Source organism: Ferrovibrio terrae, from assembly GCF_943371255.1.
GTDB lineage: Bacteria > Pseudomonadota > Alphaproteobacteria > Ferrovibrionales > Ferrovibrionaceae > Ferrovibrio > Ferrovibrio terrae_B.
This window is the reverse complement of sequence record NZ_CALRUC010000123.1, coordinates 1-12,893: the sequence shown is the minus strand read 5'-3', so window position 1 is coordinate 12,893 and position 12,893 is coordinate 1. Positions and strand designations below refer to the sequence as shown.

The following is a 12,893-nucleotide window of genomic DNA, read 5'->3' as shown; positions in this document are numbered from 1 at the left end:
CCTTCCATGATGCCCGGGATCTCCTTGAACTGACGCCGCACTTCCACGACGACCGAACCGGCCGCGCGGCCGACCGCCGTCATGCCCATGGCGCCGAACAGATACGGCAGCAAACCGCCGATCAGCAGGCCAACCACGACATACGGGTTGCTCAGGGAGAAATCGATCGTAACGCCCTTGAAGAAGTACTTCAGATCTTCGGTGTAGCAGGCAAACAGCACCAGCGAACCGAAGCCGGCCGAACCGATGGCATAGCCCTTGGTCACGGCCTTGGTGGTGTTGCCGACCGCATCGAGCGCGTCGGTGGTCTTGCGCACATCCTTCGGCAGATCCGACATTTCGGCAATGCCGCCGGCATTGTCGGTGACCGGGCCATAGGCATCGAGCGCCACGACCATACCGGCCAGAGCCAGCATGGTCGTCACAGCGATGGCAATGCCGAACAGGCCTGCCAGCATGTGAGTGGCGATGATGCCGATGACGATGAACAGCGCCGGCGCAGCCGTAGCCTCCATCGAAATCGCAAGGCCCTGGATGACGTTGGTGCCGTGACCGGTGGTCGAGGCCTGCGCCACGCTGCGCACCGGACGGAACTCCGTGCTGGTATAATATTCAGTTGCCCAGACGATGGCAGCCGTCACCAGCAGACCGATGATGCCACACCAGAACAGGCTCATGCCTGTAAAGGTTGAGGAACCCGCGGTCATGACAGTCTTCATGCCCAGCATGTAGTCGGTGATCGGCCACAGCGCGATCGCCGACAGGATGCCGGTGACAATCAGACCCTTGTAGAGCGCGCCCATGATGTTCTGGCTTTTGCCGAGGCGCACGAAGTAAGTGCCGATCACCGAGGTGATGATGCAGGCGCCTGCGATCACCAGCGGATAGGCCATGACCTTTGCCATCAGCGCGGCATCGGTGGCGAAGTAGATCGACGCGAGAACCATGGTGGCGACGATGGTCACCGCATAGGTCTCGAACAGATCGGCGGCCATGCCGGCGCAATCGCCGACATTGTCGCCCACGTTATCGGCGATCACCGCCGGGTTGCGCGGATCATCTTCCGGGATGCCGGCTTCCACCTTGCCGACGAGGTCGGCGCCGACATCGGCACCCTTGGTGAAGATGCCGCCGCCCAGACGGGCGAAGATCGAGATCAGCGAAGAGCCGAAACCGAGTGCCACCAGGGCATCGACCATCTCACGGATCGGCGCACCCATCTTGAGCAGCACGACGTAATAGATGGCCACGCCCAGCAGCGCGAGGCCGACCACCAGCATGCCGGTGACCGCGCCAGACTTGAAGGCGATGCTGAGTGCATGCTCCATGCCCTTGCGCGCACCTTCTGCCGTGCGCACGTTGGCGCGGACAGATACGTTCATGCCGATGTAACCGGCGGCGCCAGACAGCACAGCACCGATGATGAAGCCGATGGCGACTTTCAGGCCGAGCGTAAAGGCGAGAATGATCGCGACCACGATGCCGACAATGCCGATGGTGCGATACTGGCGATTGAGATAGGCGGAGGCGCCTTCCTGAATGGCCGCAGCGATTTCCTGCATGCGCGCATTGCCGGCAGACTCAGCCAGCACCGAACGCGACGTCCAAATTCCGTATAACAGCGCCAACACGCCACAGGCGATGGCGAACCACAACTCCGTCATGAGCGTTTCCCTTCGTTCCTCAGATTATTTAATCGAGATTGACCCGACCGGGCAGTGCGGCCCAGGCGGGGTACTGCGACTGCTACCATTATTGGCCCCGAACTCGACCAGACTCGCGCGGGGCAGGACTGCGAGTCGTTATGCCAGAGATGCGCTTGCGGCGCAATATGGCTGATTTTTCCGAAGCTTATGCTGGCGCGGCGGTCCGGCGCTTTTGCAGCATCAGCCAGACAGCGGCCAGGCCGGCGATCAGGATAAACGGCAGGGCCGACAGAGGCACGAAATCCCAGCCCCAATGATACAGCAGCTTGCCCGAACCCAGGGACGCCAGGGCGACCGTGCCGAAGACCAGAAAGTCGTTCAGTGCCTGTGTCTTGTTGCGTTCCGCCGGCCGATACACCTCGGTCAACAATGACGTGCCGCCAATATACATGAAGTTCCAGCCGACCCCGAGGATCAGCAGGGAGGCCTGGAAATTCAGGACCGCAACGCCGTGCAGAGCCACGGCAATGCAGGCCAGGTTCAGGATCGCACCAACCACGATAATACGCAGGGCGCCAAAACGCGCGATCAGGCTGCCGGTGAAGAAGCTGGGAAAGAACATGCCGAAGACATGCCACTGGATCACGGTAGCCGCATCGGAAAAAGGATGCTCGCATATCTGCATCGCCAGTGGGGTTGCGGTCATCAGCAGGTTCATCACGCCATAGCCGAACATGCCCGCCATGGCGGCCACGACAAAGGCTGGCTGGCGCACGATTTCGGCCAACGGACGGCCCGGCTCCCGCAGTTCGGCAACAGTGGGTTTGGGCAGCCGAATAGTGGTCAGAATCCCGAGCACCAAGACCGGCAATGACGCGGCAACCAGATAGGAGCCTAAAAACAGATAGGGCGACAGAATTTCGCGCGTGTGCTTCGCGATTTCCGGACCAGCAAAGGCCGAGACCAGGCCGCCGACCATCACCCAGGAAATCGCCCGGCTTTTCATTTCGCCCGGCACGATATCGGCGGCGGCAAAACGATAGAGCTGGGTAAACGCGACTGAAGCGCCAAACACGAAGGCGCCCAGGCAGAACAGCCAGAAATGTGCGAGATAAACGCCCAGGGCGGCAATCAGCGACCCGCTAGTACCGATCAGGCAGCCGATCATGAAGCCCAGCTGCCGGCCCACCCATCGCATCAACATTGAGGCCGGAATGGTGGCGAGCGCGGTGCCACCGACCACGAAGGTGACCGGCAGGGTTGCCAGCGCCTTGTCCTCAACCAGCAGGAAGCCGACCAGGCCGCCAAGCGTGACCTGCAACGTGGTGGCGGAATTTGCCAGGGCCATGCAGGTGGCAAGAATGAACACGTTCCGCCTTGCGGCGGCCGGTGACTGCGTTGTCATGGGAGACGGACCGATTCTACTTATTTCAACTGGGCAATAATATTCAGAAGCAGAACCTGCGTCACTACGCCTTTGCCAAGAACTTCTTCCGTCGGGCCGCGAAGACTGTCACGCAGCGGATAAAGATCCTTGCCGGTGAAGCGCGCCGGCACCTCGAGCGGTTTGCCCTTGAGCAACTCGCGGATATAGCGATCCCGCAGCAGATGCATCTTCTCGTTCACCATCGGCACATTGTCGGGCGGAACTTCGAGATGCAGGATCACCATCACTTCACGCGGCTTCTGCCCTTCCGGCACCACATAGACACTGAAGGGTTCCAGCGGAATGAAGGCTGGCCGTTTGACCGGCGCCTCAGGCGGCGGATCGTTCGGATCGGCGGCAGATTCAACATGAGGCTTCGGGGCAAGCACAAGCAGATACACAGCCGCGCCGCCACCGGCCAGGGACAGCAGCACCACCAGACCCAGAATGATCAGACCGACTTTACGCAAACACCTGTCTCCGTCGATTCCGCCCGGCAAAAAGCCTGCACAGTGTAATCCATTTCGGCCCTATGGTCCGCCGAAATGCTGAAATCCGCCATGCTCTACGATCACCGGGGTGCCGGTCTTGTCCTGCAGGATCACGCCCTGCCCCGCCACCATCCGGCCAATCCGCGTGATCGCCAGGCCTGTGGACTGCGACAAAGCCGCCAGGGCCGTCTGCTGTTGCGGGGCTGCGGTAAACAAAAGTTCGTAATCGTCACCGCCGCCGAGCACGACCGACAGCAGCGCCGGATCGTCCTGTATAGCCTGACGCGTCGCCAACGACACCGGCACGGCATCCGTTGTGATGATGGCCTGCAGGCCCGATGCCGTTGCGATATGCCCAGCATCCTGTACCAGGCCATCCGAAACATCCATCGCGGCATGCGCGACGCCGTGCAATCCCTGCCCGAAAGCCAGGCGCGGCGTCGGCAGGTGCAGCCGGGAATCGAAAAACATCATGGCCGCAGACGAAAACAGCCGGTGGTTCAGCTTGGTTTCAAGCCCGAGTGCGGCATCGCCGATACTGCCGGTTACATACAGATCGTCCCCGGCCTGCGCGGTTGAACGGCGCAGCATTGTGCCGGACGGCAGGCTGCCAAAGGCCGTAACGCCGAGCGTCAGCCCGGATGGAACGCGTACCGTATCACCGCCGTATAACGGGAAATCGAAGGCAGCCTGATCCTGTTGCAGCCCGCTGCAAAAACGCTGCAGCCAGTCCTCATCAGGTATTGCCGGGATACCGAGAATCAGCTGATAGCCAATGGGCCTGGCGCCCTTGGCGGCGAGATCGGACAGGTTTACCCGCAACAGCTTGCGGGCAATGCGCTCCGGGCCATCCTTGGCAAGGAAATGCACGCCCTCGACCATGGCATCGGTGGTGACCACCAGGTCGTCGCCCGGCGGCACCGGGATGACGGCGGCATCATCTGTCAGGTTGAAAGCGCCCGGAGCAACAGCCGACAAGGGCGCGAGATAGCGCGCGATCAGATCAAACTCGCCGAGGCCCGTCTGCCCGGGCATGGCTGCCTCAGGCCGCGAATTCGCCGGGGCGCAGCTTGCGCGCCACCGCATCGATCACGCCATTGGCCAGCTTGATTTCACGCGGGCCGAAAAAGGCGCGGATGATACCAAGATATTCATCGATCACCGTGGTGGCCGGCACATCGATGCGGGCAATGATTTCATACGCCGAGCAGCGCAGCGCATAGCGCAGGATTGCTTCCATGCGATCAAGCGCATCGATACGCGGCATGGCGTCCTTGATAACGCGGTCGATCTCGGCCTGCTGGCGGGCGACGCCGCGCACGATTTCGGCGAACCAGTCGGCATCCGCCTCGCGCATCTGCACGCCCTCGATTTCCTCGGACTGCCGATGGGTGCGGAAATCGGCAATCACCGCTTCGGGATTGCCGCCGCCAAACTCGATTTCGTAGAGGGCCTGCACCGCAAACAGCCGCGCGACCGACCGGCGTCCGGCTGGTCGATCGTTGCGTGTTCCCCGGCGCTGCCCACCTTCACTCATATCGAGAACAGCTGTTTCAGACCGATCATGGCAACGGCTGCCAATGCTGCCTGCCCGCCCTTGTCCTGGCGGTCCTTACGGGCACGATCCCAGGCCTGGGCGTCATTCTCAACCGTGATGATGCCGTTACCGATGCAGAGCTGATGGTCGATGGCAAGCTGCTGCAGGCCACGGGCGCTTTCATTCACGACCACATCGAAATGCGCCGTCTCGCCCCGGATCACGCAACCGAGTGCGACAAAACCGTCATAAGCCTTCTCGCCCTTGCGGTTCATGGCGAAACGGATAGCGGCCGGAATCTCGAGCGCGCCCGGCACATCGATCCGGTCGTAATCGAAATCCGAAGCCTCGATGATCGCCTTGGCGCCTTCGAACAGCGCGTCGGCGATATCCTCGTAGAACCGCGCCTCGATGATCAGCACCCGCGGCTTGCGAATCTCGATCGCGAGATCGCGCGACATCTGGGTCTCATGACTGGAGAACCGCTGAGTCTTACCCGCTTTTTTCTTCGCCGCCGGCTTTTTACCGACCGGCTTCCCCTTGCGCGCCACCATGTGTCAGCTCTCCCTACGAACCTTGATCGGACGGGTTTCGACAACCGAGAGGCCATAGCCCTCCAGGCCGACGATAGTGCGCTCGACATTCGACAAGACGATCATGTCTTTCACCCCCAGATCGATCAGGATCTGTGCCCCGATGCCATAATCCCGGAGATGCGCTGATTTTTCAACCGCTTCGCCCAGCTTCTGCCGTACGTTATCAGACAAGGCTGTGGCCCTGGGTTCACGGATCAGGACTACCACCCCGCGTCCCGCCTCGCCGATCATCTGCATGGCACCGTGTAAAACGCCGGAACGGGCGCCATGGTCGCCCAGCACGTCTTCCAGCACATTCATGGCGTGCATGCGCACCATCACGGGCTTGCCATCGGCGACATCGCCCTTCACAAGGGCGATATGTTCGGCATATTCGACGCGGTTGCGGAACACTACCATGCGGAATTTACCGCCCCAGACGCTGTCGATCTCACCCTCGACCACCTTCTGGATCAGGTTGTCATGGCGGCGGCGGTAGGCGATCAGGTCGGCAATAGTGCCGATCTTCAGATTGTGCAGCTGCGCAAAGCTCACCAGATCGGGCAGCCGGGCCATGGTGCCGTCGTCATTCATGATCTCGCAGATCACGCCCGATGGATTGAGCCCGGCCAGGCGCGCGATATCCACGCCGGCTTCGGTATGGCCGGCACGCACCAGGGTGCCGCCATCGCGGGCCATCAAGGGAAAGATATGCCCCGGTACCGCGATATCCTGCGGACCTTTCGTCGGGTCGATCGCCACCGCCACGGTCTGGGCACGGTCGGCCGCCGAGATGCCAGTGGTGACACCCTCGCGCGCCTCGATGGAAACCGTGAATGCGGTCTGATGCCGCGAGGCATTGTGCTGCGCCATCAACGGCAGTCCGAGCTGCTCGATACGCTGCCGGGTCAGGGTCAGACAGATCAGGCCGCGACCGTATTTGGCCATGAAATTGATCGCAGCCGCATCGGCACGTTCTGCCGGGATATAGAGGTCGCCCTCATTCTCGCGGTCTTCCTCATCGACCAGGATCACCATGCGGCCCTGGCGGGCCTCTTCAATGATCTCCTCGGCGGAGGCGATGTAGCGCTTGATATCGTCCATGCTGTTCACGACGGCTTGCTCCATTGCTGCAGTCGCGCCACGTAGCGCGCCAGCACGTCGATTTCCAGGTTGACCCGGTCGCCAGCCTTGAGCTTGCCGAGCGTGGTGACCTGCTGGGTATGCGGGATCAGGTTGACGCCGAACACAGCGCCATCGACGCCGTTCACCGTCAGCGAGGCGCCATCGATGGTGACCGAGCCTTTCTCGGCGATATAGCCGGCAAGCGCCGTCGGAGCGCGGAAATCAATCCGCAGCGACTCCCCTTCGACGCGTGTCGCAACCACCTCGCCCACACCATCGACATGGCCCGAAACGATATGGCCGCCAAGCTCGTCGCCAACCTTCAGGCTGCGTTCCAGATTGATGGCGGAGCCTTCTTTCCAGCCGCCCAGCATGCTGCGCGACAGGGTTTCCGCCGAGACATCGACGGCGAACCAGTCGGCGCCCTTCTGCACGACAGTGAGACAGACGCCGGCGCAGGCGATCGATGCGCCAATGGCGATGCTGGCAGTATCGTAGCTGGTGCGGATGCGGAAATGGGTGTCGCCGCGCGTCTCGCGGGCAACGACTGTGCCGATATCAGTGATGATGCCTGTGAACATAGGTGTAGTTTTAGTTGGGGCGGACGAAGGTTTCCAGCAGGTCGTCGCCGAGAATATCGGCCCGGACCCGCTGCCAGCGCGGTGCTTCCGCTACGGTATCGATGCCGAAAGCGGCGATTCCCGGCAATCCGTCGCCGCCAATCACACTGGGCGCCCGGAACCAGATCATGCGGTCCACCAGGTCTGCCCGGACCAGGCTGGCGGCCAGTTTGCCACCACCTTCGACCAGCACCCGGGTCAGGCCGCGCTCAGCCAGCTGGGCAAAGGCCTGCGGCAGATCAGGAAAACCGGCTTCATCAGCCTCCACGGCAATAATCTCGACCCCGCAATCGGCAAAGGCTTCGCGTCGGGTCGTATCGACATCGTCGCGGGTGATGATCCAGGTCGGTGTGGTTTTCGCCGTGGCCACCACCTTGGATGTGAGGCTGAGGCGCAGGCGTCCATCCAGAATGATGCGAATGGCCGGACGCTTGGGCAGGCCGGGCAGACGGCAGGTCAGATCGGGATCGTCCTGCAGAGCGGTGTTGCTGCCCACCATCACGGCATCATGCTGGGCGCGCAGCAGGTGCGCGCGCATGCGTGCCACCGGACTGGTGATCCACTTGCTGTCGCCGGAATGCGTGCCGATACGGCCATCCAGGCTGACCGCCAGCTTCAGAGTGATGGCCGGACGATTGCGTTCGCGGCTGAGCAGGAAACCGTTATTCACCTCTGCCGCTGCATTCGCAAGACAGCCCAAGGCCACGTCGATACCGGCATCGCGCAGCAGTTCAAACCCCTTGCCGGAGACGCGGGCATCGGGGTCTTCCATGGCGGCGACACAGCGTGCAATGCCTGCTGCGACCAAGGCCTCGGCACAGGGCGGCGTGCGCCCGTGATGGCTGCAGGGTTCGAGCGTGACATAGGCCGTGGCGCCACGGGCGGCATCGCCGGCCTGCTGCAGCGCCATGGTCTCGGCATGCGGCCGTCCTCCGACCTGGGTCCAGCCGCGACCAACGATACGCCCATCCTTGACGATCACGCAGCCGACAGCCGGATTGGGCCAGGTATTGCCCAGCCCACGCGCCGCCAGCCCGAGCGCGATGCGCATGTAGCGCTCGTCCCGGGCGGCAGCGGCCTTGTCAGTCATCGTCGCTGCCGGTGCCGCTCAGCGAGCCGATGAACTCTTCGAAATCCTTGGCTTCGCGGAAATTGCGATAGACCGAGGCGAAGCGCACATAGGCCACCTTGTCGAGCGCGGCCAGGCCATCCATCACCAGTTCACCGATGGAGTCCGACTTGATCTCGCTCTCGCCCGAACTTTCCAGGCGACGCACGATGCCGTTGATCAGGCGCTCGATGCGCTCGGGATCAATCGGCCGCTTGCGCGTGGCGATCATGATCGAGCGCGCAAGCTTGTCACGATCAAACGGCGCCTTGAGGCCGTTCTTCTTGAGCACGGTCAACTCGCGCAGCTGAATACGCTCGAACGTGGTGAAACGCGCACCACAATTGGGACAGAAGCGCCGGCGGCGGATCGCCGAGTTATCCTCGGTCGGCCGCGAGTCCTTTACCTGGGTGTCGTCATTGCCGCAGAACGGACAACGCATTGTCGGTTTTCCCCCGCCTTATGATTATGTACTCAGAGCTGCGGATAGATCGGGAAGCGATTGCACAGCGCCACCACCTTCTCGGCCACGGCCCGTTCCACGTCGGAATTGTCGTTGGTCTGCTTGGCAATGCCATCCAGCACATCGGCGATTAGGCCGCCGATCTGCCGGAATTCGGCCACACCGAAACCGCGCGTGGTGCCGGCCGGGCTGCCCAGGCGCACGCCCGAGGTCACGGTCGGCTTCTCGGTATCGAACGGCACGCCGTTCTTGTTGGTGGTGATGCGGGCCCGCTCCAGGCTCTCGACGCAGACATTGCCCTTGAGGCCCTTGGAACGCAGATCGACCAGCATCAGGTGGTTGTCAGTGCCGCCGGAGACGAGGTCGTAACCGCGCTCCTGCAGCGCCGCTGCCATCGCCTTGGCATTGTCGACCACGGCCTGGGCATAGGAGCGGAATTCCGGCGTCAGCGCCTCGCCGAAGGCTACCGCCTTGCCGGCGATCACATGCATCAGCGGGCCACCTTGCAGGCCCGGGAAAACAGCCGAATTGATCTTCTTGGCCAGCGCTTCGTCATTGGTCAGCACCATGCCGCCGCGCGGACCACGCAGCGTCTTGTGCGTGGTGGTGGTGGCGATATGAGCGTGCGGGAACGGGCTCGGATGCACGCCGCCAGCGACCAGACCGGCGAAATGCGCCATATCGACCATGAACAGCGCGCCGATGCTGTCGGCGATCGCGCGGAAGCGGGCGAAGTCCCAGAAGCGCGGATAGGCAGAACCACCGGCGATGATCAGCTTCGGCTTATGCTGTTCAGCCAGCTTGGCAACCTGCTCCATGTCGATACGCTGATCGTCCTGGCGCACGGTATAGGGCACCACGTTGAACCATTTGCCCGACTGGTTGGCAGGCGAGCCATGGGTGAGATGGCCGCCGGCAGCAAGATCGAGGCCCATGAAGGTATCGCCGGGCTTCAGCACGGCCATGAACACGGCCTGATTGGCCTGCGCACCCGAATGCGGCTGCACATTGGCGAAGCCGCAGCCGAAGATGGTCTTCGCGCGTTCGATCGCCAGCGTTTCGGCAATATCGACGAACTCGCAACCGTTGTAGTAACGCTTGCCCGGGTAACCTTCGGCATACTTGTTGGTCATCACCGAGCCCTGCGCTTCCAGCACGGCGCGGCTGACGATGTTTTCCGAGGCGATCAGTTCGATCTGATGCTGCTGGCGATCCAGTTCCTTGGTGATTGAGGCAAAGATTTCCGGATCGGCCTGGGCGAGCGTGCGCTCGAAAAAGCCGGCATGGGTGACGGTGGGCTTGGCGGCGGTGCTGGACATGGGCGGTACTCCTGGACGTCTGGTTCGGTCAGGCCGGCTGGCCAAGCTTGGCGACGCGGCCGCTATGGCGGCCACCGGCGAAGGGGGTATCGAGGAAGGCCTTGAGGCAGTCCCGTGCGGTCTCGACTCCGATCAGGCGGGCACCCAGGGCCAGCACATTGGCATCGTTATGCTCACGGCACAGGCGGGCACTGGTGATGTCATGCACCAGGGCGGCACGGCAGCCGGGGATGCGGTTGGCGGCGATCGAGATGCCGATACCGGTGCCGCAGACGGCAACGCCGCAGGCGGCCTTTCCGGCGGCGACGGTTTCCGCCAGCTTGCGGCCGAAATCGGGGTAATCGACGCTGTCGGAGGAATTGGTGCCGAGGTCGAGGACATCATAGCCCTGGGCCTTAAGCTCATCGCGCAGCAGGTTTTTCAACTCAAAACCAGCGTGATCGGCAGCGAGAGCAACCGTGGGCTTGGACATCGGCGGAGCACCTCGGGGAAAGACGGGCGGACCCTACAATATCCGGTGGCAGGTGCCAACCCTACCAACAAGGGAAATGCTCAGAGGCCCTGAAGTGTGCTCATAAAAACAAGGGAACAAACAGGGAATTATGTGGTCAAAAAGAAGGGCCCGACGGCATCTGCCTTCGGGCCCTTCTCACCAACCCCGGAGGGGGGATCAGTTCACATAGTCATAGGCGCCGTTCTTCCAGACATAGACCTTGTAGGCCGGCGAGGTGGTGTCGCCCTTGGCATCGAACGAAATCTCGTTCAGCACGGTCTTGAACTTGCCCGCACGCATCGCCTTCTCGACATCGGCCGTCTTGATCGACTTGGCTGCGGTCGCCGCCTGCACCCAGACCTGCACGGCTGCGTAGGTATACAGCGTGTAGCCTTCCGGGTCGTAGCCCTGGGCCTTGAACTTGTCGACCAGCGGCTTGGCAACCGGGTTCTTGCGCGGATCGGCATCGAAGGTCATCAGCGAACCTTCGCCGGCCGGACCGGAAATCGCCCAGAACTGCTTGTCGACCAGCGCATCGCCGCCCATCAGCGGGGCATTGAGGCCCTGCTCCTTGGCCTGACGCACGATCAGGCCGCCTTCCGGATGGTAGCCGCCGAGATAGATCAGATCGATGCCGGCCTGCTTCATCTTCGAAACCAGCGCCGAGTAATCCTTCTCACCGGCGGTGACGGCTTCAAACATGGTCTCGGTCACGCCCTTGGAATTCAGGCGCTTCTTGGTTTCTTCGGCCAGACCCTGACCATACGGGGTTTTGTCATGCACGATCGCGATCTTCTTGCCCTTGAACTTATCAAGGATGTAGTCGCCGGCAACGATGCCCTGCTGGTCATCACGGCCGCAGACGCGGAACACGTTCTTGTAGCCACGCTCGGTGTAGCGCGGATTGGTCGAGGCCGGGGTGATCTGCAGGATGTTTTCTTCCTTGTAGACATCCGAGGCCGGGATCGACGAGCCTGAGCAGAAGTGGCCAAACACCACCGCGACCTTTTCCTGCACGGCGCGGTTGGCAACCGCCACCGCCTGCTTCGGGTCGCACTGGTCGTCACCGATGACCAGCTGCAGCTTCTGGCCGTTGACGCCACCGGCAGCATTGATGTCGGCGATCGCCATTTCGGCGCCACGCTTCATCTGCTCGCCGAAGCTGGCGAGCTGGCCGGTGATCGGGCCATTGAGGGCGACTTTAATCTGGGCCGAGGCGGCGCCGGCAAACATCCCGAGCGAGGCGACAACGGCCAAACCAGTCGTAAGTTTACGCATGATTTCTTCTCCCTGTTTTGAATACGCTGATGAAAAGTCTAGTGCAGTCCGGCCGGGCTCGGCAACAACCTAAGGTGTTTCTTGTTTATCGCGCCAGCCAAGCAGGCTGGAGCGCTCATAGAGCCATGGATACTGGTGAACCATCATATCGACCCGGGTGAGCCGGAACCCGAAACTGGCCAGGGCCCAGACCACAACAACCGAAACCAGATAGGGAACCACGGCCAGCAACTGCTCCTTGAATAACGCAAAGGCGAGAAAGCGGTTCGTTGCCGCCAGGATCAGGCTGTAAGGCAGGATCTGCCAGTAGGACCGCCAGGTTCCGGCAATCGCCTGTCCCATCAGGAAGGCGCAGCCGCCGACCAGCACCACAGTCAGACCCAGGAATACCCAGATACTCTCGCCCAGGATGGCCTGCAGCATCAGTGCCCCCCTTCCAGATACGCCGCGCGGATCTGCTCGTTGGCCAGCAGCTCGGCGCCGCTGCCGCTCATGGTGATGCGGCCATTGACCAGCACATAACCGCGATGCGCGAGCTTGAGGGCGTGATAGGCATTTTGCTCGACCAGCAGCACGGTGACGCCGTCTGTGCGATTGATCTCCTCGATGATCGAGAAAATCTGCTTCACCACCAACGGCGCGAGACCGAGCGAGGGTTCGTCGAGCAGCAACAGTTTCGGCCGGCTCATCAACGCGCGGGCAATCGCCAGCATCTGCTGCTCGCCGCCCGATAAGGTGCCGCCACGCTGCTCGCTGCGTTCCTTCAGGCGCGGGAACAGGCCGTAGACGCGCTCGAGATCGCTGTCGAAATG

Annotated in this window: 15 protein-coding genes; all 15 read right to left on the bottom strand. The window is 62.2% G+C overall.

Going from position 1 to position 12,893, the window contains the following annotated elements; all coding sequences use genetic code 11:
• Positions 1-1,664 (bottom strand): sodium-translocating pyrophosphatase (locus AAG799_RS19575; protein ID WP_341898540.1); only part of this gene is annotated, 1,664 nt, incomplete at its 3' end.
• 187 nt (positions 1,665-1,851) lie between these two features.
• Positions 1,852-3,015, bottom strand: coding sequence for an MFS transporter (locus AAG799_RS19570; RefSeq protein WP_341898538.1), 1,164 nt, complete (start codon positions 3,013-3,015; stop codon positions 1,852-1,854).
• A gap of 56 nt (positions 3,016-3,071) precedes the next feature.
• Positions 3,072-3,542 carry a hypothetical protein gene (locus AAG799_RS19565; protein ID WP_341898537.1) on the bottom strand — a complete coding sequence of 157 codons (471 nt, stop codon included), beginning with the start codon at positions 3,540-3,542 and terminating at the stop codon, positions 3,072-3,074.
• A gap of 60 nt (positions 3,543-3,602) precedes the next feature.
• Positions 3,603-4,598, bottom strand: coding sequence for a thiamine-phosphate kinase (gene thiL, locus AAG799_RS19560; protein ID WP_341898535.1), 996 nt, complete (start codon positions 4,596-4,598; stop codon positions 3,603-3,605).
• Positions 4,599-4,605: 7 nt separating this feature from the next.
• Positions 4,606-5,100: a transcription antitermination factor NusB gene (nusB, locus tag AAG799_RS19555; protein ID WP_341898534.1), complete on the bottom strand. Its 495-nt coding sequence runs from the start codon at positions 5,098-5,100 to the stop codon at positions 4,606-4,608.
• A complete protein-coding gene (locus AAG799_RS19550; protein WP_341898533.1) occupies positions 5,097-5,561 on the bottom strand; it encodes a 6,7-dimethyl-8-ribityllumazine synthase in 465 nt (154 codons plus the stop codon). The genes nusB and AAG799_RS19550 overlap by 4 nt, the downstream gene beginning before the upstream one ends.
• Before the next feature lie 96 nt (positions 5,562-5,657).
• Positions 5,658-6,803, bottom strand: a complete 1,146-nt coding sequence (gene ribB, locus AAG799_RS19545; protein ID WP_341898532.1) for a 3,4-dihydroxy-2-butanone-4-phosphate synthase — start codon at positions 6,801-6,803, stop codon at positions 5,658-5,660.
• Positions 6,785-7,381: a riboflavin synthase gene (locus AAG799_RS19540; RefSeq protein WP_341898531.1), complete on the bottom strand. Its 597-nt coding sequence runs from the start codon at positions 7,379-7,381 to the stop codon at positions 6,785-6,787. The genes ribB and AAG799_RS19540 overlap by 19 nt, the downstream gene beginning before the upstream one ends.
• Positions 7,382-7,391: 10 nt before the next feature.
• Positions 7,392-8,510 carry a bifunctional diaminohydroxyphosphoribosylaminopyrimidine deaminase/5-amino-6-(5-phosphoribosylamino)uracil reductase RibD gene (gene ribD, locus AAG799_RS19535; RefSeq protein WP_341898530.1) on the bottom strand — a complete coding sequence of 373 codons (1,119 nt, stop codon included), beginning with the start codon at positions 8,508-8,510 and terminating at the stop codon, positions 7,392-7,394.
• The gene (nrdR, locus tag AAG799_RS19530) at positions 8,503-8,970 is read right to left on the bottom strand and encodes a transcriptional regulator NrdR (RefSeq protein ID WP_341898529.1); all 468 of its coding nucleotides are present in this window, start codon (positions 8,968-8,970) and stop codon (positions 8,503-8,505) included. Before nrdR ends, ribD begins: the two co-directional genes overlap by 8 nt.
• A gap of 32 nt (positions 8,971-9,002) precedes the next feature.
• Positions 9,003-10,310, bottom strand: coding sequence for a serine hydroxymethyltransferase (gene glyA, locus AAG799_RS19525; RefSeq protein ID WP_341898526.1), 1,308 nt, complete (start codon positions 10,308-10,310; stop codon positions 9,003-9,005).
• Positions 10,311-10,338: 28 nt separating this feature from the next.
• Positions 10,339-10,782 (bottom strand): ribose 5-phosphate isomerase B, encoded by a 444-nt coding sequence (gene rpiB, locus AAG799_RS19520; protein ID WP_341898525.1) that lies wholly within the window; start codon positions 10,780-10,782, stop codon positions 10,339-10,341.
• Positions 10,783-10,980: 198 nt separating this feature from the next.
• Positions 10,981-12,081 (bottom strand): branched-chain amino acid ABC transporter substrate-binding protein, encoded by a 1,101-nt coding sequence (locus AAG799_RS19515; protein ID WP_341898524.1) that lies wholly within the window; start codon positions 12,079-12,081, stop codon positions 10,981-10,983.
• 69 nt (positions 12,082-12,150) lie between these two features.
• Entirely contained in the window at positions 12,151-12,504 is a 354-nt protein-coding gene (locus tag AAG799_RS19510) for a DUF6867 family protein (RefSeq protein WP_341898523.1), read from the bottom strand.
• The coding region (locus AAG799_RS19505; protein WP_341898521.1) for an ATP-binding cassette domain-containing protein at positions 12,504-12,893 on the bottom strand (390 nt) is incomplete at its 5' end. The genes AAG799_RS19505 and AAG799_RS19510, both read right to left, overlap by 1 nt.